We start from the raw sequence: 22,226 nt of genomic DNA on the forward strand, positions 1-22,226 counted from the left end.
CGATGACAACGACCCGGGTGCTGGTCGTCGAGGACGATGAGAACCTGCGCTTCGCGGTGGCCACCGAGCTCACCGCCGGGGGCCTCGCGGTCGTGACCGCCGCCGACCTGGCCGGCGCGGACGCCGCCCTGCGTGCGGGCGACGTCGCCTGTGTCGTCTTCGACCGGATGCTGCCCGACGGCGACTCGCTGCACTTCGTCGAACGCCGGCGCCGGCGCGGCTGGGCCGTGCCGGTCCTGTTCCTCACCGCCCGCGACAGCACGCAGGACCGCGTCGACGGCTTCGCCCACGGTGGCGACGACTACCTCGTCAAGCCGTTCTCCCCGGCCGAGCTGGCAGCTCGGGTGCACGTCCTGTGCCGGCGCGGCGGCACGCCCCGGCCGTCCGTGCTGAGCCTCGCCGACCTGGAGCTGGACAGTGCCCGCCGCGAGGTCCGCCGGAGCGGGGTGCTGCTGACGTTGTCGGACAAGGAGTTCGCCGTGCTCGAGGTGCTGCTGATCCGCGCCGGGCAGGTGGTGAGCCGCGACGACCTGCTCGAACACTGCTGGGACGGCTCGGCCGACCCGGTCGCCAACGTCGTCGACGCCGTCGTCAAGCGGCTGCGCGCCAAGCTGCGCGCACCCGGCCTGATCCACTCGGTGCGCGGCGCCGGCTACCGGCTGGCGGCGGAGTGACGCGCTCCTCGGCCGACCGCCTGCGCCGCCTGCGCGTGCTGCTCACCATCCTGTTCACCGCGATGAACACGATCGGCCTGGTCGTGGTCGCCTGGCTCGTCCTCGCGGCCGACTCCCGCCAGCGCGACGAGCATCTCGACGACGAGCTCTACCGCGTCACGTCCGTGGTCAAGCGGCTGCTGCGCGCCGACGGCCCGGACGGCATCAGCACCGCCGGCGTCGACCGCGACGAGGTCAACGACGCCTGCCCGCAGTTCGCCGTGCTGCCGGGCGGGACCGGGACGTTCCCGGCGAAGCTGAGCGGCCGCTCGTGTGTGGCGGTCGACGTCAACGTGCTCAACGGCTACGCGCAGCAGGCCGTCGAGCAGGGCAAGTTCCTCTACGGCGAGATCGACGCCCCGGACGGCAGCCCGCTGCGGATGCGCGTCGACCCCGTCCGCGCCCAGTCCGGCCGCTACGCCGGGGCCGTCGTCGCGGTGGCCGATGCCCGCGCCGAGGCCGACGCCCACGAGCGCCAGGTGCTCTGGGTGGTCGGCGGCGCCGTGGTGCTCGCCGGGGTGCTCGGCCTGGCCGGCTGGCTGCTGTCCGGCCGCGCGATCCGGCCCGCGGCGAGCGCCCTCGAGCAGCAGGAACAGCTGCTCGCCGAGACCGCGCACGACCTGCGCACCCCGGTGGCCGCGTTGCGCGCCCTCGCCGAGACGGCGCAGCGGCACCCGGCCGAATCCGCCGAGCTGCTGCCGCGCACGGTGGCACTGTCCGCCCAGATGGGCGAGATCATCGACGGTCTGCTCGTGCGCGCCCGGCTCGCGGCCGGGGTCGACCGGCTCACGGTCCAGCCGGTCTGGCTCGACCAGCTGGTTTCCGGGCTGGTCGAGGACACCCCGGCCGAGGGCGCCCGTGTCACGCTCACCGCCGCGCCGTGCACCGTGCTCGTCGACCCGGTGCTGGTCCGCCGCGCGATCGGCAACCTCCTGGACAACGCGCTGCGCTACGGACGGCGGCCGGGTGAGCAGGCCGTCGTGCACATCACCGTCGCCGGCGGCCGGGTCACCGTGGCCGACCACGGCCCCGGCGTCGACAGCACGACGGCGGAGGAGCTGTTCGACCGGTTCCGGACCGGCAGCGGCTCGTCCGGCCTGGGCCTGTCGATCGTGCGCTGGGTCGCCCAGGCCCACGGCGGCCGCCTCAACCTGTACAACGCCGACGAAGGCGGCGCGATCTTCGAGCTGGAACTGCCGCCGGCCCCCGAACGCCACTGAGCGTCACCGGGTCTTTCGCCTGCTCCCGCGCGTAATCACACTGCTGGGGTGCGGAAATGGACCGGGAATGTATCCGGTGTCGTACACTCCGTCACGTGAAGCTGGGGATCAAAGAGCGGATGCCGGGGGGCAAGAAGCTGCGTTCCCGGATCCCGCTGGTGCTCGTCGTGGCGTTGTGCGCCGGTGGCGCCGTCGTCGCGCTGTCGGGCAAGACACCGTCGGCCGGATCGGACTTCGTACCCGCCGGGCACTGGTTCTACGACTCGGAGACGCAGTCCGCGCTGCACATCGACGGCTCGACCGCGCAGATCGACTCCGCAGGCCAGGTGCCCGGCCGGCCCGGCAGCCAGGTGCTGCAGGGCGACACCAGTGGCTACGTCGTCGGACAGGACGGCGGCATCACGATGTTCGACCAGTCCACCCTCGCCGCGCAGCCGCCGCAGCCGGCCCCCGACGACGAGCGCGGGCTCGCGATCGAAGCCGCCGGCGGCCCGTACCTCGCCTACCGCAACGCGGGCAAGATCGCGCGGCTCGGCGGTGCGGTCCAGCTGATCGACGTCGAGGGCCCCTTCGGTGACCCGGTCGCGACCGCCGACGGCACACTTTGGCTCAACCGCACCGACACCGGGCAGCTGTGCCGGCTGCGCAAGGACGACTCGTCGGTTTCCTGCCCGGCCTCGGCCCAGCCCGGCGACACCGGCGGCATGACCGTCGTCGGCGGCAAACCCGTCTTCGTCAACACCCACGACCGCACGCTGCGCACCGTCGGTGACGACGGCGAGGGCGCCGCGGTACCGCTGGACGTCCCGGTCTCGGCCGCGACCCGCCCGGCCGCGGCCGACGTGCGCGGCCGGATCGCGCTGTTCGATCCGGAGAGCAAACGCCTGTACCTGGTGGACCCGGCCGGGTTCGACCCGGCGAAACAGCGGGAACGGCCGATCTCCGCGCAGCTGCCGCCGGGCGACTACGACGGCCCGGCCTCGACCGGCGACGTCGTCGCCCTGGTCGACAAGGCGGGCGACAAGCTGCTGACCTACGACCACACCGGTGCGGTCCGCGACACCAAGCCGATCCCGCCCGAGCCCGGCACGCCGAAACTGGTGCAGGGCGGCGACGCCCGCGTCTACGTCGAAGGCGACCAGGGCCGGCACGTCCTGGTGCTCGACCACGACGGCAGGGTGTCCGACGTCCCGGCCGCGGGCCGCCCGGCGGCGACGAGCCCCCCGCCCAGCCCGCCGCCGCCGGAAACCCCGGTCGTCGGCAGCCCGCCGCAGGCGCCGCCGCAACAGCCGGAGCGGACGGTGGTGCGCACGGAAAGGCCGAAGCCCGCGCCGACCCCGAAGTCGACGCCGAAACCGCCGCCCGCGCCGCCGCCCACGGTCGCGGCGAGCCCGCCCAGTGCGCCCACCCAGGTCTCCGCGAAGGCGGGCGACGGATCCGCGACGGTCAGCTGGGGCGCGGCCGCGGCCAACGGCTCACCGGTGACCGCGTACAAGGTCACGTGGAGCGGGGGCAGCAGCGGCTCGGTGACGATGATCGCTTCGGCACGCTCGACCACCGTGCAGGGCCTGGCGAACCGGAAGGCGTACACGTTCACCGTGAAGGCGGTCAACGAGGTCGGCGACGGGCCCGGCGCGTCGTCGGGTTCGGTGACGCCCGTCGGCACGGAGAAGCTGACGCTCTCGCGCGGCGGGAAGTGCGACGCCGAGTGGGACCGCGAAGGCTGCGCCAAGATGCGCGTGGTGCTCAGCGGGTTCGCGCCCAACGCGCACTTCGACATTTATCCGCACTCGACGGATTCCGGCTACAGCAACGAAGGTCACGGGGTGGAAACCGACTCGAGCGGGCGCGCGTCGTTCAGCGCGTTCGACTACTTCGGCGTCGGCCACACCGTCTGGGTCACCACGACCAGCGACGGCGCGACGATCACGTCGAACCGTCTCAAGTGGACAGGGGGATGAGCGTGCCGACACCGGCCGAGGTGTACCAGCGGATCGCCGCGAACGTGCAGACCGTGCTGCGCGGGAAGCCGCAGGTGGTGCGGCTGGCCGTCGCCGCGGTGCTCGCCGAGGGCCACCTGCTGGTCGAGGACGTGCCCGGGCTCGGCAAGACGACGCTGGCCCGGTGCCTGGCGCGCAGCATCGGCGGCAGCTACCACCGGATCCAGTTCACCCCGGACCTGCTGCCCGGCGACATCACCGGCGTCCAGATCTACCACCAGGGCGAAGAGGCGTTCCGCTTCCACCCCGGCGGCATCTTCGCCAACGTCGTGGTGGCCGACGAGATCAACCGGGGCACGCCGAAGACCCAGTCGGCGCTGCTGGAGGTGATGTCCGAGCGCACCGTCACCGTCGACTCGGAACGACACGAGGTGCCGGCGCCGTTCGTCGTCGTCGCCACCCAGAACCCGATCGAGATGGAGGGCACCTACCGGCTGCCCGAAGCCCAGCTCGACCGATTCCTCATGCGCCTGACCGTCGGCTATCCCGACCTGGCGACCGAAGTACTGGTGATCATGAGCGACCGGGCCGGGATCGGGCCCGACGAGCTGTCGCCGGTCGTCGACCTGGAGACGCTGCGCGCCGCGATCGCGCAGGTGCGGGCGATCCACGTCGACACCGCGGTCTGCGAGTACGCCGCCCGCATCGCCGCCGCGACGCGCACGCACGTCGCGCTGCGGCACGGCGCGAGCCCGCGTGGCAGCATCGCGCTGATCCGGACCGCGCAGGCGATCGCCGCCACCCACGGCCGCGGGTACGTGACCCCGGACGACGTCAAGGAGGTCGCGCAGCCGGTGCTGGCCCACCGGCTGATCCTGACTTCCGATGCCGAGCTGGCCCAGCGCAAACCCGCGGACATCCTCGACGAGGTGCTGGCCGCGACCCCGGCCCCGACCATGCGCACCCCGGCCGCCGGGACCCCGGTCGGCTGATGACGCGCCCGACCGCGCGGGGCACCGGACTGGCGGTGACCTCGGTGGCCCTGCTCGCCACCGGCCTGGCCGGAGGCTGGCCGCTGCCGCGCGCGCTCGGCGCGGCCGGGCTGCTGGCCGTCCTCGGCGCCTTGCTCGCCGGCGCTCGCCGCGTGCGCGTCTCGGTGTCCCGGGATGTCTACCCGGACCGCGTCGGCCGCGGCCGGCCGGCGTTCGCGCAGCTGCGGGTCCGCAACGCCGGGAGCCGGCGCCAGAGCCCGTTCACCGCGGGCGACCGCGTCGGAGCCGGGACACGCGAGGTGCGCGTCCGTGCGCTGCCGCCGGGAACGGAGTCGGTGCAGCACTACGAGCTGCCCACCGAAGTCCGCGGCCGGCACCAGGTCGGGCCGCTGACACTGGAACGCCGTGACCCGCTCGGACTCGGCCGGGCCCGGCTCACCACCGGCGACACCGCGACGTTGTGGGTGCACCCGAAGGTGCGGCCGGTGCGGCTGCCGGTCGGCGGGCACCCGCGCCACCATCACGAGGGCGTCACCACCGAGCTGTCCCCGCACGGTTCGCACGACCTTCGCGATGTCCGCGAGTACGTGCCCGGCGACGAGGTCCGGCACCTGCACTGGCGAGCGACGGCCCGGACGGGGCGGCTGATGGTGCGCGACTTCGTCGACCCGGAGCAGCCGCGGTTCACCGTCGTGCTGGACACCCGGTGCCCGCCGGGTCCGCTGTTCGAGGAAGCCGTCGACGTCGCCGCCTCGCTGCTGGCGGCGGCGGCCGCGGCCGGGCAGCGCTGCCGGCTGGTGACCTCGGGCGGCGTCGACGTCGCGACGCCGTCCGGCCCGCAGGCGGTGCGGCGCCTGCTGGACGAGCTGTGCGTGCTGACCGCGGGCGCCCCGCCGGACGCGCCTCTGCTGCCGGAGAGCCGCGAGCGCGGCGGCATCCTGACCGTCGTGGCCACCGGCGCGCCGGACCTGGTGCCCGTGGCGGCGGTGCGACTGCGCTACGCGAGCACGGTCGCCGTGGTCCTGGGGGCGTCGGCGCCGCCCGCGGGCGCGATCCGCGTGCTGCTCGCGCCGGACGCTGTCACCGCGTTGCGGCGGTGGACCGAGGTGGTGGCGTCGTGACGCGGGCCGTGGTCCTGCTCTTGACCGTGCTGCCCGGCCTGTTGTTCGCGCCGGTGTTCGGGTTCTGGGTGCTGTGCTTGCCGGTGCTCGCGGCCGGGGTCGTGTGCTTCGGCGTCGCGGAGCTGTGCGCCCGGCGGCCGGTACTGCTGCCCTGGCGTCCGGTCCTCGCGGTCGTGCTCGGACTGACCGCCGTGGTCGAGATCGTGGTGGGCGGAACCGCTTCACCCGAGGAGGTGCTGCGTGTCCTCACCGCCGGGGTCACCGACTCCTGGCGGCTCACCCTGCAGACGACGTGGCCCGCGCCGGCGGACCCGGCGCTGGTGCTGTTCGTGCCGCTGCTCGTGCTGGCCGCGTCGGTCCTGGCCGTCGAGCTGCTCGGGCGACGGCCGCTGCTCGCGTTGCTGCCTTCACTCCCGGTTCTGGTGCTCAGCCAGGCATACGGCGCCCTGACCGGGGTGACCGCGCTGGTGGTCGGGGCCGCATACGTCGCACTGGTGGCGCTGCTGCTGGTGCTGACCGGGCCCGACCGGCCGGCGACGCCGTCGCCACTGCCGCGCGTGGGGACCCTGCTGCTCGCCGCGGTGCCCGTGGTCGCGCTTGGCTGCGCCGGAGTCGTCGCCGGCAGCGTCGCGAACCCGGCCGGGACGCCGGCGTTTTCGTTGCAGGAGAACCAGCCCGCGCCGCTGCCGCCAGGCCGCGTGGCCAACCCGCTGACCGAGATCGCGGGACGGCTGCTGCACCCCGAGGTGCCGGTGTTCCGGTACTCGAGCGTCACGGCGGTCGACCGGTGGCGCTTGGCCGTCCTCGACCGCTTCAACGGCGTCACGTGGTCACCGGGCGGTGAACCGCGGCGGCTCGGCGCACCGCTGCCCGCGCCGGCGGCGCCACCGTCGGACCTGCGGACCGCCGACGTCACGGTGTTCGGGTCGCTCGGCCCGTGGCTGCCGAGCCAGCCGCTGGTGTCCGGAGTGGACGGAGTGGCACCGTTCGTCGACGCCGCGTCCGGCCAGCTGCGGCTGCCGGGCCCGGCCGACGGCGCCGCGTACCGGTTGCGGTGGTGGGAACCGGGCGGCCAGTCCGGGCTGCTGGGACGCGGGGTCGACCCGGCCGCGGCCCGGGACGTCGGTGACGTCGGCGCGGTCCCACCGGAGGTCACGGCGCTGGCGCGGGCCGCCGTCCGCGACCTGCGGCCGTCGTTCCAGACGGCGTTGCTGCTGGAGAAGTACTTCAGCGACCACTACCGCGTGGTGCGCGCGGGGGAGCGGTTGCCGACCGGCAGCGGCTGGCCGCAGCTGAAGCGGTTCCTGCTGGAGACGCGCGTCGGGACGAGCGAGCAGTTCGCGGCGGCGTACGTGGCGGTGGCGAAGCTCCTCGGCATACCGGCCCGCGTCGCGGTCGGCTTCCGGTCGCCGGCGGGCGCGGGCCGGGACGTGGTGGTGCGCAACGCGGACGTGCTGGCGTGGCCGGAAGTCGCGGTCGACGGTGTCGGCTGGGTGCCCCTGGACCCGACCGGGGCCGCGGCGCCGTCAGGCGGCCTCGGCGACACGACGGCGCGCGCCCGGGCGGCGCTGCCCCCACCGGACCAGGTGGCCCCGCCCCGCCTGCCGGCCACCGGACCCGGCGGCACCTCGGACCCGGACGTCGGTTTATCGGTGCCGTGGCCGGTGTTCGCGGTGCCGGTGGCGGTGCTGCTGGTGCTGTGGCTGGCGGGAGTGCCGGTGGTGGGGCTGGTTCGCGGGTGGCGACGGCGGCGTCGGCCAGGGTACGAGTCGGTGGCGGGCGCGTGGGCGGAAGCGCGAGATCGGCTGCGCGCGCACGGCGTGGTGGTGACGGCCGGGATGACGGTGCGGGACGCGCTTTCCGCGGTCGGGCATTCGGCACCGCCGGAAGTGCGGGAGGGGTTGTCGGAACTGGCCGACGCCCTGGACGCGGCGATGTGGGCCCCTTCCGCGGCGGGCGGTGAACGCGATCGGGCGTGGTCGGCCGTCCGGAAGCTGCGGCGCGGCCTGGCGAGGGCCAGGCCGGGCCGGCGGGTGCTGGCTTGGTTCGACCCGCGTTCGTTGCGGCCCTCCCGCGGTTAGCGGAGGCCGGGCGGCCGCGCACCGGTTCGGTGCGCGGCGCGCCGGAGTGCGATGGTGCCCGCCTGGCCGGTTCCGGCCAGCGCGCCCCGGCTGTCGGGCACCCCCGCGACCATGACCTGATGAGCCGAACCCTGCCCGCGTTGGCCGCCGTCGCCGCCGCGGTGCTCGTCACCGTCACCGTCGCGCCGCCCGCGCTCGCCGCACCGCCCGCCGGGGCCTGTTCCACCGCCGAAGGCGCGCACCCCGTCGTCGCCGAACTCCCTTGGGCTCAGCGCACCCTCGACCCCCGTCGCGTGTGGACCCACAGCACGGGAGCCGGGGTCACCGTCGCCGTCGTCGACTCCGGGGTCGACGCCGGCCATCCGCAGCTTGCCGGGAAAGTCCTTCCCGGCAAGGACTTCTTCCTCACCGGTGATCTCCCCGGCAACTTCGACTGCGCCTCCCACGGCACGGCCGTCGCCGGGATCATCGCCGCCGCGCCCCAGGCTGGTGTCGGCTTCCAAGGGCTCGCCCCCGGAGCCACCGTGCTGCCCGTGCGGATCACCGACCGCGACCTCGCCGACGACGGCCGCCCGACCCCGATCGACCCCGTCGTGCTCGCCCGGGGCATCTGGTACGCCGCGGATTCCGGGGCGAAGGTGCTCAACCTCTCCCTCTCCGGGTACGCCGACGACCCCATGGTGCACGACGCGATCCGGCACGCCCAGCAGAACGACGTCCTCGTCGTCGCGGCCGTCGGGAACCGCAGCTCCGGCCCGTCCTACCCCGCGATGTACGACGGCGTCCTCGGTGTCGGCTCGATCGACATCGGCGGCCACCGGGCGCAGGGCTCGCAGGCCGGATCCTATGTGGACATAGTGGCGCCCGGCGCCGGCGTGCTGAGCACGACCCGCGCGGGCGGCCACGACTACTTCGACGGCACCAGTTTCGCCGCCCCCTTCGTCGCCGCCACCGCCGCGCTCGTCCGCGCGGCCGCGCCGGACCTCAGCGCCGCCGAGGTCGCCGGCCGGCTGATCGCGACGGCGACCCCGATGCCCGGCGGCGCGGGCAGCCTCGAGTACGGCGCCGGCCTGGTCGACCCCTACCGTGCGGTGACCGAAGGGCTGACCACCCGCCCGGCGGCCCCGCTGCCGTCCGTGGTGCCCACCACGCGCGACCACGAAGCCGAAAGCGCCGCGGCGTGGTGGGCGCGGCAGGGCATCGCGGCGCGGGCCGGAGTCGCCGTCGCGCTGGCCGCAACTGTGCTGGGCACCGCCCTGATCGTTGTCCTTCGCCGGGGGAAACGTCGGCGGTGGACACCGGCCCGGACCCGGCCGCTGCCGCCGCGTCCCGACCGCGAACCGGTCGCCGCAGAGCCGTTCCTGCTGCCCGGCGGGCACTGTGCCGATCGTTACCAATCCGACCACAGTCACGGCCGAATGGCTTCGTAGCAACGGTTACGTGCCGGGTGAGGGGCGGCCTGCTTTTGGTCGGATTGGTAAAAGGGGCGGTCCCCAACCTCGGGACCGCCCCTCGTCATCAGCCTCAGATCGACGTGCTCCCGACCCGCGCTTTCGCCGAGGCCAGCGCCTGCTGCAGCTCGGTGTTGGTGTTGTCGACGCCGCCGCGCAGCGCCTCCAGCATCTGCTGCTGCGCCTGCGAAACCTGCTGCCAGGCGGCACTCACCTCGGAGAACTGCCCGCCCGCCTGGTCCTGCCAGCCCTCGGCGGTCTGGCCGGACATCGTCTGCCAGGTGCTCATCTCCTGGTCGACCCGCCCGATGGTGCTGCGGATCTGATCGGTGAGCCGGTGCAGCTCGCTGAAGTTTCCCTTGATCAGCACGAGAATCCCCTTTCCGAGTCAGGCCCGCAGCGCGCCGCCGAAGGGGCTGTGCCCCTGGGCGGATTCGATGCCGGCGCGCGCCGCGTCTTCGGCGCTGAGGTAGGTGTTGGCCGAGAACTGCGTGTTCTCACCGAGGTTGCCCAATGCCGCGGTCAGCCGGGTGATGCCCTGATCCCATTGCTCGTGCGCGCGCACGAACGCTTCGTAGGACGTCCCGACCCACTGCCCGTGCATCGCGCCGACCACCGGCAGCAGCGAAGCCCGGTGCCCGTTGATGCTGTCCGCCACCGAACCGGCGGTCTTCGCCGATTGCTGGAGGACGTCCATTTCGCCGTGTAGCTGATCCTGCATGCTCGCCACGCGCGGCTCCTTTTCTCACCGGAGTAACCGTTTCCGGGTCGACGCTAGGTGCTGCGCGGCCCGCGTGGCCCGGTCACGGCACGTTCCTGCCACACCGCCCCACACCGCCGCGCGAGGCCCGACGATGGCCGGGTGGCGACAACTTTGGTGCACCGCGGCGATCGGACGGCCGGGCCGGCGATGCCGTCCGGCGAGGTGGTGCTGGAGGCACCACCGGAGATCCCGCTGCCGTCGGGGCGGACGTGGACCCAGGCCCTGATGGTCCTGCCGATGGTGGCGATCATGGGCGGTACGCTGCTCGGCTTCGGCGGGACGGCGAGCGCGCTGCGCTACGTCGTGCTCGGCCTGTTCGGCGTCGCGATCCTCGGCATGCTCTGCGCGGCCTTCCTCAACGGCGGCGGGGTCAGCAAGCGCGAGATGGCTCACGCCCGGCGGCTGTACCTGCGCGGTTTGGCCCAGCACCGGATGCGCGTGATCCGCACCATCGATCGGCAACGCGCGGCGCTGGCCCACCTGCACCCCGAGCCGGCGACGCTGTGGTCGCTGGCCGCCGGACCGCGGCTGTGGGAACGACGGGCCGCCGACCCCGACTTCCTGGTCGCCCGGATCGGCCTGGGTCCGCAGGCCCTGGCCACCCCGATCGTCCCGCCGGACACCCTGCCCCTCGAACGGCTGGAGCCGCTTTCCGCGCTCGCGCTGCGCCGGTTCGTCACGGCGTACACCACGGTCGGCGGGCTCCCGCTCGCCGTCTCGATCAACGGGTTCGCTCGCTTCCACGTCACCGGCGACCGCGAGCGCCGCACCGCGCTCACCCGGTCCCTGCTGGCCCAGTTGGCTGTCCTGCACGCACCCGACGACGTCCGGATCGCCGTCTGCGCCGCGCCCGACCGGCTGCCGGAGTGGGACTGGGTCAAGTGGCTGCCGCACGCGCTGCACCCGGAGCGCACCGACGCCGTCGGCCTGCTGCGGCTGGTCGCCCCGGCCGCGACCGGGCTCGAGGCGATGCTCGACGACCTGCTCGCCGGCCGGCCGCGGTTCGACCCCGACGGTGCCGGGCGCGCCCCGGCCCCGCACCTGCTGGTCGTTCTCGACGGCGGCGACATCCTGGGCTCCGACCACCTGATGACCGGCGGTGGCGTCGAGGGCGTCACCGTGCTCGACCTCAGCTCACCGGTGCCCCGCGCGCTCGACCGCGGCACGGCCGAGCTTTCCGTCGGTCCCGACGGAAAGCTCGGGGCCCGCACCGCCGGTGGCACCGAGGAGCTCGGCCGCGCCGACGAAATGGCGCTCGGCGCCGCCGAAGCGCTCGCGCGGACGCTGGCGCCGCTGCGGCTGCCCGGCGGGCCGCGGGGGGAGCAGCCGCTCAGCAGCGAACTCGGTCTGGAGGACCTGCTCGACCTCGGCGACCCCTTCGCGTTCGACCCGGCCGACACCTGGCGGCCACGGCCCAGCCGCGACCGGCTTCGCGTGCGGTTCGGGATCACCCCCGACGGCACGCCGGTCGAGCTGGACCTCAAGGAGTCCGCGCAGGACGGCATGGGCCCGCACGGCCTGTTGATCGGCGCCACCGGGTCCGGCAAGAGCGAGCTGCTTCGCACCCTCGTGCTCGCGCTGGCGATCACGCACCCGCCGAACCAGCTCAACTTCGCGCTCATCGACTTCAAGGGTGGCGCGACCTTCACCCGCCTCGACGGGCTCCCGCACACCAGCGCGGTGATCACCAACCTCGCCGACGAGCTGCCGCTGGTCGACCGGATGGCCGACGCGATCAACGGCGAGCTGATCCGCCGTCAGGAGCTGCTGCGCGCGGCCGGGAACTTCGCGTCCCTGCGCGACTACGAGAAAGCCCGGCTCGCCGGAGCACCGCTGGCCGAGGTGCCGACGCTGCTGGTGGTCTGCGACGAGTTCAGCGAGCTGCTTTCGGCCCGGCCGGATTTCATCGACATGTTCGTCCAAATCGGACGGGTCGGGCGGTCGCTCGGCGTGCACCTGCTGCTGGCCAGTCAGCGCCTGGAGGAAGGCAGGCTGCGCGGGCTCGACGGCCACCTGTCCTACCGGATCGGCTTGCGCACGTTTTCCGACATGGAAAGCCGCGCGGTGCTGGGTGTCACCGCGGCTTTCACGCTGCCGCGCGCGCCCGGCCACGGCTTCCTCAAGTTCGGCACCGAGGTCATGACGCGGTTCCGTTCCGCCTACGTCTCCGGCGTCCACCGCCCGGGCACCACCGGCGCGGGTCCCCGCGAGCACCAGGCGGCGATGCGCGAGTACACGACCGCCTACGTCGCACCGGAAGTCGCCGAAGAGGCCGAAGCCGAGGAAGACCTCGACGACGCCGTCGGCGAGAGCCTGCTCGACATCCTCGTCGACCGGTTCACCGGCAAAGGCACGCCGGCGCACCAGGTCTGGCTCCCGCCGCTACGCGAGTCGTCCACACTGGATGGCCTGCTCGGGGTACCGGTCGTGGATCCGGTGCGCGGCCTCGCCGCCGGCGGGTCCGGGCGGCAGGGGAAGCTGCGCGCCGTCGCCGGGATCGTCGACCGGCCGCTCGACCAGCGCCGCGACCCCCTGGAGCTGGACTTCTCCGGCGCGGCCGGGCACGCCGTGGTCGTCGGCGCGCCGCGGTCGGGCAAGAGCGTCGCGCTGCGGGCGATCATCACGAGCCTGGCGCTGACGCACACGCCGCGCGAGACGCAGTTCTACTGCCTCGACTTCGGCGGTGGCACGCTCGCCACGCTGCGGGGCCTGCCCCACGTCGGGAGCGTCGCCGCGCGGCAGAACGCCGGCGCGGTCCGGCGCACGGTCGCCGAGGTGGCCGGCGTGCTCGCGGCCCGTGAACGCCGGTTCGCCGAGCTGGAGCTCGACGGCATGCCGGAGTACCGGCGCCGCCGTGCCGCCGGCGAGTTCGCCGAAGATCCGTACGGCGACGTCTTCCTCGTGGTGGACGGCTGGCTGACGCTGCGCAAGGACTTCGAAGACCTCGAGGAAGTCGTCGCGGGGATCGCCGCGCGCGGGCTCGCCTACGGCGTGCACCTGCTGGTGGCCTGCTCGCGGTCGTTCGACCTGCGCCCGGCCGTGCGCGACCTGTTCGGCGGACGGCTGGAGCTGCGGCTCGGCGATCCGGTCGATACCATGGTCGACCGGGCCAGCCAGCTGCTCGTCCCGGAGAACGCGCCCGGTCGCGGCGTCACGACCGGTCGCCACCAGATGCTGACCGCGCTGCCCCGGATCGACGGGCGGGCCACCGCCGACGACCTGCCGGCCGGGTCCGCGGCACTCGTCGAAGCCGTCGCGGGGGCCTGGCCGGGGAAGCCCGCGCCGAGCGTGCGGCTGCTGCCGGGCGTGCTGCCGTACGCGGAACTGTCCGTGGTGGACGACCCGGCCACGCACCGGCTCGCGGTCGGGATCGCGGAGCAGGACCTGGGGCCGGTGCGGCTGGACTTCGCCGCCGACCCGCACCTGCTGGTGCTCGGCGACGGCGAGTCCGGGAAGACGGCGTTCCTGCGTCTGCTGGCCCATCGCATCGCCCGGGCGTACCGGCCGGAGCAGGCGCGGCTCATCGTCGTCGACCACCGGCGCGGACTGCTCGGGGATCTGTCCGAGCCGCACCTGCTCGGCTACGGCACCGACCCGGCGTCGACGGCGAACCTCCTGGCCGAGGCCGCCCGCGGTGTCGCCGAACGGCTGCCCGGCCCCGACGTCACCCCCGCCCAGCTGCGGACGCGGTCGTGGTGGCGCGGGCCGGAGCTGTTCGTGCTGGCCGACGACTACGACCTCGTCGTGAACCCCGCGGCGAACCCGTTCCTGCCGCTGCTGGACCACCTGGCCCAGGGCCGCGACATCGGCCTGCACGTCATCGTGACGCGGCGGACCGGCGGGGCCGGGCGCGCGCTGTTCGAGCCGTTCCTCACGCGGCTGCGCGACGTCGGCACGCCCGGGTTGCTGCTGTCCGGCGACAAGGAAGAAGGACCGCTGCTCGGCGGAGTCAAGGCCGAGCCGCTGCCGGCCGGGCGCGGCCGGCTGATCGGCCGCCGCGAGGCGCCCAAGCTTCTGCAGCTGGCCTGGCTGCCACCCGGTGAAATGACCACAGTGGACGAAGGGAAATCCTGATGGGAGAAGATATTCACGGCCTGACCGACGGCCTGGAACAGTTCGCCCCGCAACCGCCCGACCCGGCCGTCGCGGCCGCGCGCCCGGGCATCGCCGGCGGCGGCCTGCGCGAAACGGCCGACCTGGCAGCCGCGGACACGACATCCGCGACCGCGCTCGCCTCGTACGTCCGGCGCGCGCACGACGAGTTCGTCGCGCTGGCGCACATCGCCCGCGGCTCGGCACAGGACTACCTCGCGGGCAACGCGGCCGGGGCCCGAGCCCTGGCCTCGGCCGGCACCGGACTGGGGGACTGAGCCATGGGGTACGGATCGCTGCCGCTGGAGCAGCAGCTCGCGATGGTACAGGCGGAGCAGGGCAACATCGGCGCGTTCGGCGAGATCGGCCGCAAGTGGCAGGCCGCGCGGACCGCCCTGGAGACCGCGGAAGGGCAGCTGACCGAGCACGCGAACCGGATCTCCGGCGCGTGGCAGGACGACGCCGGCAAGAGCTTCGTCCGCCGGACCACCGACGGCACGACGTCGTTGCGCACGCACGCGCAGCGGATCGCCGCAGCGGCCCCGTGGACGGCGCTCGACGCGGCCGCCCGAGCGGTACCGATGGTGGCGCAGTACGTCGCGCAGTGTCTCGAGCAGGCGCGGCGGATCCAGGCCGCGGCCGCGCAGGCGAGCGGTGCGCCGACGGACTCGCAGGTGAAGCAGCTGCAGGAAGCGGCCGGCGCGAAGATGGACGAGCTGGGCCGGCTGTACGTCGCGGCGGCCCAGCGGCTGCGCGCGGCGGCGGGCGAAAACGGCGCGGGCGGTGGTAGCCAGAGCGCCTCGAGCCGTGCTTCGGCTGACGCTGGTGGTGCTTCCGGTGGCGCGGATGGTGGCGGTGCTGCTGGTGGTGGTGCGGGCGCTGCCTCGGCTGACACTGGGGGTGCTTCCGGCAGTGCGGATGCTGCCGGAGGTGGCGCGGCCGGTGGTGCCGGGCCGCAGGCGTCCGGTGGTGCCGATCCCGGCGCGGTCGCGGCTCCCGAGGCGCCGCAGGTGCCGGACTTGCCGTCCCCGGTCGCACCTACGTTGGCGGGGCTGGAGAGCGTCGCCCCGCCGGTGCCACCCTCGGTGACTCCGGTCGCGCCGACACTGCCGTCGGCGGCGACCGCGTCCGCGGTGCCGGGCACGGCGCTGGGCGGCCTCGCCGGACTGGCCGGCTCCGTCCGCCTGCCGGGTGCGGCAGCGATCCCGCAGGTGGCAGCGCCCCGGGCAACGGCGGTCACCCCGGCAACGGCGGCTGCCCCCGTCGAACCGACTGCCTCCGGGCCGGCCCAGGCGGCGTCCGCGCGTCCGGCCTCGGGTGGCTTCCCGGGCATGATGCCCCCGATGTCGGGTGCACTCGCGGGATCGGGCCAGCGCCCGGGACCGGGCCGCGCGGAGCACCCGTTCACCGGTCGCGGCCCGGCCCGGCGGCAGCCACCGGGAGTACCCGAGCGACTCGGCGGCCGAACCCGCGGCGACCATCGCGCGGTTCCGGCGGAGGAACCCCGCTGGTCACCCGGCGGGCCCCGCCCCGACGACGAGCTGTGGGAGGTCGCACCGCCGCCGTCCGTGCTGCGCTCCGACCGCGCCTGAGCCGGGAAAAGGCCCGCCCTCGTAGTCGGGGGCGGGCCTTTTGCCGTGGAGACGATGCTGAAGTGGCGTGTTCCCGGGACAGCGCCGATTCGAGGGTTGGCCGAGCGTCGAGAAGGAGTCCTTCGCGACGCTGGCCGCCTCGCCGGGGTGGTACCGAAGGGGAGCCGGTCAGCGGCCGAGCGCGGTGCTTTCCACCAGGCCCGGCCCCTGTGGCACCCGGGCGAGCAACGCCGCCGGGATCCGCACCGGGGTCACCGCGCCGTACCCCAGCACCTCCAGGGTCCGCCGGCTCGCCACCGGGTACGCCCGCCCCGCGTCCGTCACCAACGCCAGCGTCCCCGCCGGCGCCGTCCGGCTCGGCATCGCCTCCACCAGCGCCGCCGTGCCCGGAGGCACCACTACGCGGTCGGCCAGGACCGCGCCCGCCGCGGTCCGGCCGGCCGTCGCGGTCATCGGGTCCGGTGGGTCGAGTGCGGGGTCGACCAGGACCGAAGGCGCTTCCGCGTCCGGGGTGAAACCCAGGCACACCGCGGCGCCCGAGGCGAACCCGGGCAGCTGCGCCGGAACGTCGCCCGGCTGCCGTGGTGGCGCCGGGGCCTGGCGGGCCTCCGCCAGGTCGAGCGGACTCAGCGAAACGGCGTCCGGCTGGGCGTCCGGATAAGCGGCCGCGGTCGGCGGGTAGGCGCGCTGGATGTCGTACTGCACCGGCGTGATCGGGCGCAGGCGCTCTGCTTCCGCCAGGTAGTACTCCGTCGCGCCGCTCGTCCGGACGGCCAGCAGCTGACCCGCGCGCAGTTCCGGCCGTCGGAGCACCGCCGTCGACGGCTTCCCCGCGTCCGGCACGGGGATCGGCGCGATCGCCGCTCCGGCCGGCAGCAGGTCGCCGGCCGCCGGGCTCAGCCGAACCGGGGACGCCGAGCGCAACGCCAGCCCGACCGTCACCGCGTCAGCCGCCGCGATCCGGTGCCGAAAGCCACCTGCCACCACGTATCGCTCGCCGGTGTCCGCGGACTCGGCCAGGAGCGCACGGTCGCCCAGCGGCGTTCCGCCCGGCGGCATGCGTCCGGCGAGCAGCACCGAACGGCTCACCGCGCTGCCGTCGGTGCCGGTCTCGGGCCGCGAGCACAGCGACCACTCCGGCCCGAGCAGGTGATCGGCCGCCGGGAGGGCGTCGGGCGCGCCGGCGATGCCGATCACCGGTCCGCGTGGGACGCCGTCGAGAGAGTTCCGCGACACCTGAAGGGTCTTCGCACTACCCGCGGCGAGCACCGCCGACGTGTAGTTCGCCGCCGGGTGCAGGCGGCCGGCGATGTAGACGAACCGCGTCCCGGTCTCCTTTTCGACGATGACGGCGTCGCCGGCCCGCCAGGACGTGTTGCCGCCCGGGACGAGGAGCCCGAAGACGCCGAACCCGGCGAGCAGGATCAGGGACAGCCCGATCCCGGCGAACGCCGCGGTCGCCGGCCGCCGGAACCGCGGCCGCTCCGGGTCGGTTTCGCGGGCGGTCAGCGCGGAAACCGTGCGCTGGACGAGGAACTGGTGCGCGTGCAGCTGGTCGCGAGGGGAAGCCACGTCAGCCCGCCAGCCCGCGCAGCACGGCGTAGAGGCCGAGCACCCAGCACAGCAGCGGGACCACGGCCACGACGACGAGCACTTCGACGACCTCGCCCCACCGCGCTAGGTAGGGCGTCGGCGTCCTCGCCGCGTAGCGCAGGCCGGCGGGCACCGCGGCGACCGCGGCGGCCGCGCACACCGCGGTGATCGTCCACGGGGGCCCGCCGCCGAGCAAGGCGAGGCCGGCCAAGCCCGTCGCACCGGCCAGCAGCAGCGGCAGGCGGTGCCGCACGATCGGGTGCAGCCGCGCCCGCAGCAGGAACCCGGCGGTCAGGACCGCCGTGAAGACCAGGCCCGCCGTGCCGCCGTGGCCGGCCCACCACACCTGCGCCGGCACGGCGGCCACGGCGATCGCCCAGAGCAGTCCGGTGAGGAGGCCGTCGGCGCGCACGACGGACGCGTAGACCGCGCGCCGCGCCGGGTGCGGGGTGTCGCGCAGCAGGTCGGCCGTGCCGCGCGGGAGCACCGGCAGCGGCAGCCTGCCCAGCCGGACGGCCAGCGCGGGCAACGCCGGCGAACCGACCAGGGCCGCGGCCGCGACGATCGCCGCGGCCTGCGGCCCGGGCACGACACGGGCCGTGGCCAGCCACGCCCCGAGCGTCCCGGCCAGCCCGGCGACCGCCGCGGCCGTGAAGACGGCTGCCCGGTCGGCCACGCCCACCAGCCCGGCGACGGCGACGACCAGCACCGCCGCGCACCCGGCGAGCAGCTGGGGCGCGCCCAGCGGTTTGTCGGCCGCCAGCAGGAGGGCGCCACCCACGAAGGCGAACGGCCACGCCGTCACCGCCAGCACCGTGCCGGCCCCGCTGTCCCCGAACGCCCGGGCGAGGGCTGTCCCGCCCGCCACCAGCGCGATCGCCGCGAGCAGCGCCCCGACCGCCGGAGGAGTCCAGGCCGGACCCGCGGTGCTGAGCACGGCCAGCGCCAGCAGCGCCGCCAGCGAGCCGGCCGCCAGGCCCGCCGCCCGGGTGTGGCGGGCCTGCCAGGTGCCGCCGAGACGGGCCGACCCGTCGGCGATCACGTCGGCCAGGTCGTCGTACTCCAGCTCGGGCCAGTCGACGTGGGCCGGCGCGAGGTGCAGGACCTCGCCGTCGCCGACGCGCTGCGCGGCGGCCGTGCGGGCGGGGTCGAGCCGGCCGCCGTCGCCGCGGCGCAGCAGCCACCCGCCGGGCGGCTCGTCGGCCGCGCCGGCGTGGCGGAGCAGGCCCGGCAGCAGCTCGGCGAGCGGCGCTCGTTCGGGCAGCGCGAGGTCGATGCGGCGGTTCGGCGTCGCGACGGTCACGCGGACCAGGCCGGTCGTGGTCATGGTGGCCTTCCTCGGTTCGGCTCGCGGCAGGTAGCTGCCGCGAGCACCCGCGGACTGGCGCGGGCGGACCTACTATGGATCGGCGGGACCACGCGAAGGGCGTGGCGGCAGGTTGCGGACAGGCGGGGGTCATGACGGGAACGACGGCCGGAGACACGTACCCGGGGGGTTCGTCGCGGGTGCCCTTCGCCTACCGGCCGCTGCCGTCGAAGTTCGACAAGCGCACCAAGGCGGCGTTCGAACGTGAGCAGGCCGCGCTGCGGCACGTCCCGTCCGTGCTGGCGATCGACGCGGTCGAGACGCGGCTGGACGGCAGCCAGGTGCTGCGCCGCGAGCAGTGCCCGCAGTCGCTGGCCGGGCTGGTCGCCCACGGCGGCCCGTTGTCCGCGGCGGACGCGGTCGTCCTGGGCCGGACGCTGGCCACGGCGCTGGCCGGGATGCACACGGCGGGCGTCGTCCACGGCGGGGTGAGCCCGCACAACGTGCTGTTCCGCGCCTCAGGTGAGCCGGTCCTGGCCGACGGTGGCCTGGTGCTGCGCCACACGTTCCCGCGCGATCCGCTGCACGCCATCGAGTTCCGTGCGCCCGAGGCTGCGCGCACGGAGGTGCTCGACGAGGCGAACGACCTGTACGGCTTGGGCGCGGTGGTGCACTTCGCGCTGACGGGCAGTTCGCCGCATCCGGGCAAGCTGGGGGAGCGGCAGGGCGAGCGGGTGCTGAGGGTGCTGCGCGAGCCGGTGCCGGCGATCCACCGCGAGGACGTCCCGGTGGCCCTGTCCACGACGATCGGCCGGTTGCTGGCGGCGGACCCGGCCCATCGGCTGACGGACGCGGCGGACGTGGCCCGGAGGCTGGCGACGGTGGGTTCGGTACCGCCGGGCTTCGACGACTTCGCTTCGGGACCGGCGCTTGCCGCGATGCCGGGCGGCGGGTACGGGATGGTCGCGCCGGTGTCCGGGGTGGTCTCCGCACCGCCGGCGCCGGCTGCCGACCAGCCGGCGGGACCGCCACCCGTGCCGCGCGTGCCCGCCGAGCACACCATGCCGCCGAGCCCCGTCGTCGCCGCGCTGCCCCCGAACCCCGCCGCGTCGCCGCGGGCGCCGCAGCTTCCCGCACCCGCCCGCGTTCCCCTGGCCTCGTTCGACTTCCGCGGCGGCAAACCCGGAAAAGGCCCCAGCCGCCGCAAGATCCTCGTCGCCAGCGGGGCCACTCTCGCCACTGCGGCCGTTGTCGGTGGGCTGATCGTCGTGCTCGGCAACGGGTCCGTCGAGATGGCGCAGCCCCCCGAAACCCAACCCGCCGCCCCTCCGCCCTCCTCGCCGGTTGCCGCGCCGGCCACCGCGCTCGAACTGCTGCCGCCGCGGGACTCCAGCGACAGCGTCGAACTCACCTGGCGGAGCTCGGCGCCCATGGACTACGCGATCGTTGTTGCCGCCGAAGGAGATCAGGCGCGGGTTTTCCCCGCCGGGCGGCAGCTCAGCCTCACCGTTCCCGTCGAGCCCGGGCGGCGTTACTGCTTCCTCGTCCGTGCCGCCACCGCGCGCGGGGTCTACGAAAGCCTGCCGAAGGCCATTCGCGGCGCCACCTGCAACCGCTGAACGCCCGTGGCCGGAAGCGGCCAGCCCGCCGTCGTGCACCTGTCGGACCGGCAGACTCCCCGTAGACGCACGAACCCGGGGAGGCGCGGTGGAAACCCAGCGGATGGTCCTGACCTACGAACCCGTGCGGCTCGAACGACTGGCCGGGGAGATCCGCGACATCCAACGGGAGCTCGCGGCCGTCCGGGAAACCGCGTTCTCATCCGACGGCCTGATTTCCGCGACCGTCGACGCACGCGGTGACCTGCTGGAGCTCGTGCTCGACCCGCGGATCTACCGCGACCCCGACTCGCGCCGGCTCGCCGCCGCGATCGCCGAAACCCACCGTGCCGCGCGGGAAGCGGCCGACGCGCGCGCATTCGAACTGACCGTGCGCCAACTCGAACTTTGAGCAGGAGGACCGCACCATGACCGACGGTGCCGACATGGACGTGGACGGCGTCACCAACGCTATGACGGGACTCGAGCAGACCGGTACCGCGTTCCACACAGGATGGAGCAACGCGACCGCGGCCGGCACCGGCGGGCTCGGTCAGGGACCGATGGGCGCTGCCTTCCTGGCCGGCTTCCGGCCCGGCGCCGAAGCCCTCGGCGACGCCGCCGCGCGGATCGCCCGCGGGATCCAGGACACCGCCGCGGCCGGGCACGGCTCGGCGGGCGACTACCGGGCCGCGGACGCCGCCGGCGGCGAAGCGCTCGGCGGCCGCTGATGGCCGTCGCGGAACCCGCCAACGAGCTGTGGACCGCTGTCAAGGCGATCGCGAACCCCTGGCCGCCGGACGACGAGGACCAGGTCGCCGACCTCGCCGACGACTGGCGCAAGGCCGGTGAGACAGCGAACCTGGCCGGCACCGAGCTGTCCGACCAGCGCCAGGCCGCGCAGCAGGCGTGGCGCGATCAGGCCGGGCAGGCGATGGGGCAGAACATCGGCAAGGGAGCGGTGACGCTCGAAAGCCAGCGCCAGGGCGCCGAGCAGCAGGCGGCGATGGCCGACCGCTACGCGCAGGCGTTGACGAGCGTGAAGAACGCGATCGTCCAGGCGGTCAACGCGAATCTGCCGGCCTACTTGCAGCTGGGCAACCCGATGTACGGCGCGGCGGGGCAAGCCAAACAGCAGGAGTTCGCCCGGCAGGTCGCCGGGCAGCTGCAGGCGCTGGTGGCGGCCCAGACGCAGGGAATGCACGCGCCGCCGGCCGCGCCGGACACCGACACCACGCTGGGCCAGGTCGGTGACATCGCGGGCGCGGTGTCCGCGGTCGCCGGCGGGCTCGCGCTGATCCCGGTGCTGGCGCCGTTCGCGGCGCCGGTGGCGCTGCTGGCGGGGGCTACGGCCCTGGCAGCCCACGGCGTCGACATGATCGCAACCGACAGCTACGACGATCCGAACGCCTGGATCGGCCTCGGCGGCGACGCAGTCGGGCTTATCCCTGCTGGGCGCGCGGTGTGGGAGCTGGCGGAGCTCACCCCGGCGGCCACGGGAGTCGCGGAGGTGGCGAGCAGCGTGGTCGATGTCGGGCTGCAGGTACCGGGGATGGTGGACTTGGCGATCGACAACGAGGGCTTGGACACCGCCAAGGACATCGCCGGCGGGGCCGGACTCAACAAGACGCTGGGACTGGAAGCGCTGCGGCGGCTGCATTGAGTTCGTGGTGTGTCCGGCTGTGTCCATCCACCACTTCCGCTCATACCGCGTCTCTACGCTGGAGCAATGAAATGAACAACCGCCGTGGCGTTGCGACGACG

At 74.7% G+C, this 22,226-nt stretch carries 18 protein-coding genes; 14 read left to right on the plus strand and 4 right to left on the minus strand.

Annotation, left to right across the window (positions count from 1 at the left end; translation table 11 throughout):
* The first annotated feature begins 2 nt into the window (after window positions 1-2).
* The 7 genes from ACZ4TR_RS27125 (at window position 3) to mycP (ending at window position 9,497) form a co-directional block, all read left to right on the plus strand.
* On the plus strand, window positions 3-674 hold the full coding sequence (locus tag ACZ4TR_RS27125; protein WP_465289571.1) for a response regulator transcription factor: 672 nt from the start codon (window positions 3-5) through the stop codon (window positions 672-674).
* A complete protein-coding gene (locus tag ACZ4TR_RS27130) occupies window positions 671-1,933 on the plus strand; it encodes a sensor histidine kinase (RefSeq protein WP_465289572.1) in 1,263 nt (420 codons plus the stop codon). Before ACZ4TR_RS27125 ends, ACZ4TR_RS27130 begins: the two co-directional genes overlap by 4 nt.
* 95 nt (window positions 1,934-2,028) lie before the next feature.
* Entirely contained in the window at window positions 2,029-3,894 is a 1,866-nt protein-coding gene (locus ACZ4TR_RS27135) for a fibronectin type III domain-containing protein (RefSeq protein ID WP_465289573.1), read from the plus strand.
* Window positions 3,891-4,865 (plus strand): AAA family ATPase, encoded by a 975-nt coding sequence (locus ACZ4TR_RS27140; RefSeq protein ID WP_436388068.1) that lies wholly within the window; start codon window positions 3,891-3,893, stop codon window positions 4,863-4,865. Before ACZ4TR_RS27135 ends, ACZ4TR_RS27140 begins: the two co-directional genes overlap by 4 nt.
* Entirely contained in the window at window positions 4,865-5,986 is a 1,122-nt protein-coding gene (locus tag ACZ4TR_RS27145) for a DUF58 domain-containing protein (protein WP_465289574.1), read from the plus strand. The genes ACZ4TR_RS27140 and ACZ4TR_RS27145 overlap by 1 nt, the downstream gene beginning before the upstream one ends.
* On the plus strand, window positions 5,983-8,067 hold the full coding sequence (locus ACZ4TR_RS27150) for a transglutaminase TgpA family protein (RefSeq protein WP_465289575.1): 2,085 nt from the start codon (window positions 5,983-5,985) through the stop codon (window positions 8,065-8,067). The genes ACZ4TR_RS27145 and ACZ4TR_RS27150 overlap by 4 nt, the downstream gene beginning before the upstream one ends.
* Before the next feature lie 119 nt (window positions 8,068-8,186).
* Window positions 8,187-9,497 carry a type VII secretion-associated serine protease mycosin gene (gene mycP, locus ACZ4TR_RS27155; protein WP_465289576.1) on the plus strand — a complete coding sequence of 437 codons (1,311 nt, stop codon included), beginning with the start codon at window positions 8,187-8,189 and terminating at the stop codon, window positions 9,495-9,497.
* Between the two features lie 94 nt (window positions 9,498-9,591).
* On the opposite strand, the gene ACZ4TR_RS27160 is transcribed toward mycP, so the two are convergent.
* Together ACZ4TR_RS27160 and ACZ4TR_RS27165 are read right to left on the minus strand one after the other, a co-directional pair.
* Complete coding sequence (locus ACZ4TR_RS27160; protein WP_436388064.1) at window positions 9,592-9,888, minus strand: WXG100 family type VII secretion target; 297 nt, start codon at window positions 9,886-9,888, stop codon at window positions 9,592-9,594.
* Window positions 9,889-9,906: 18 nt separating this feature from the next.
* Window positions 9,907-10,239, minus strand: a complete 333-nt coding sequence (locus ACZ4TR_RS27165; RefSeq protein ID WP_244180950.1) for a WXG100 family type VII secretion target — start codon at window positions 10,237-10,239, stop codon at window positions 9,907-9,909.
* A gap of 141 nt (window positions 10,240-10,380) precedes the next feature.
* On the opposite strand from ACZ4TR_RS27165, the gene eccCa reads away from it, so the two are divergent.
* From eccCa to ACZ4TR_RS27180, 3 genes are read left to right on the plus strand one after another with little or no spacing between them, the layout of a single operon-like run.
* Window positions 10,381-14,355, plus strand: a complete 3,975-nt coding sequence (gene eccCa, locus ACZ4TR_RS27170; RefSeq protein WP_465289577.1) for a type VII secretion protein EccCa — start codon at window positions 10,381-10,383, stop codon at window positions 14,353-14,355.
* Window positions 14,355-14,651 carry a hypothetical protein gene (locus ACZ4TR_RS27175; RefSeq protein ID WP_465289578.1) on the plus strand — a complete coding sequence of 99 codons (297 nt, stop codon included), beginning with the start codon at window positions 14,355-14,357 and terminating at the stop codon, window positions 14,649-14,651. Before eccCa ends, ACZ4TR_RS27175 begins: the two co-directional genes overlap by 1 nt.
* 3 nt (window positions 14,652-14,654) lie before the next feature.
* Window positions 14,655-15,965: a hypothetical protein gene (locus ACZ4TR_RS27180; RefSeq protein WP_465289579.1), complete on the plus strand. Its 1,311-nt coding sequence runs from the start codon at window positions 14,655-14,657 to the stop codon at window positions 15,963-15,965.
* 168 nt (window positions 15,966-16,133) lie between these two features.
* On the opposite strand, the gene eccB is transcribed toward ACZ4TR_RS27180, so the two are convergent.
* Complete coding sequence (eccB, locus tag ACZ4TR_RS27185; protein ID WP_465289580.1) at window positions 16,134-17,537, minus strand: type VII secretion protein EccB; 1,404 nt, start codon at window positions 17,535-17,537, stop codon at window positions 16,134-16,136.
* A 1-nt stretch (window position 17,538) separates the two neighbouring features.
* Complete coding sequence (gene eccD / locus ACZ4TR_RS27190; RefSeq protein ID WP_465289581.1) at window positions 17,539-18,885, minus strand: type VII secretion integral membrane protein EccD; 1,347 nt, start codon at window positions 18,883-18,885, stop codon at window positions 17,539-17,541.
* Between the two features lie 131 nt (window positions 18,886-19,016).
* Between eccD and ACZ4TR_RS27195 the strand changes: the two genes are divergently transcribed.
* The 4 genes from ACZ4TR_RS27195 to ACZ4TR_RS27210 all read left to right on the plus strand — a co-directional run bounded on the left by ACZ4TR_RS27195 (window position 19,017) and on the right by ACZ4TR_RS27210 (window position 22,125).
* Window positions 19,017-20,483 carry a serine/threonine protein kinase gene (locus ACZ4TR_RS27195; RefSeq protein WP_465289582.1) on the plus strand — a complete coding sequence of 489 codons (1,467 nt, stop codon included), beginning with the start codon at window positions 19,017-19,019 and terminating at the stop codon, window positions 20,481-20,483.
* Window positions 20,484-20,571: 88 nt separating this feature from the next.
* Entirely contained in the window at window positions 20,572-20,874 is a 303-nt protein-coding gene (locus tag ACZ4TR_RS27200; RefSeq protein WP_465289583.1) for a YbaB/EbfC family nucleoid-associated protein, read from the plus strand.
* Window positions 20,875-20,890: 16 nt separating this feature from the next.
* Window positions 20,891-21,193 (plus strand): hypothetical protein, encoded by a 303-nt coding sequence (locus ACZ4TR_RS27205; RefSeq protein WP_465289584.1) that lies wholly within the window; start codon window positions 20,891-20,893, stop codon window positions 21,191-21,193.
* Complete coding sequence (locus ACZ4TR_RS27210) at window positions 21,193-22,125, plus strand: WXG100-like domain-containing protein (protein WP_465289585.1); 933 nt, start codon at window positions 21,193-21,195, stop codon at window positions 22,123-22,125. The genes ACZ4TR_RS27205 and ACZ4TR_RS27210 overlap by 1 nt, the downstream gene beginning before the upstream one ends.
* Window positions 22,126-22,226 lie beyond the last annotated feature (101 nt).

Source organism: Amycolatopsis sp. NPDC028719, assembly GCF_055565395.1.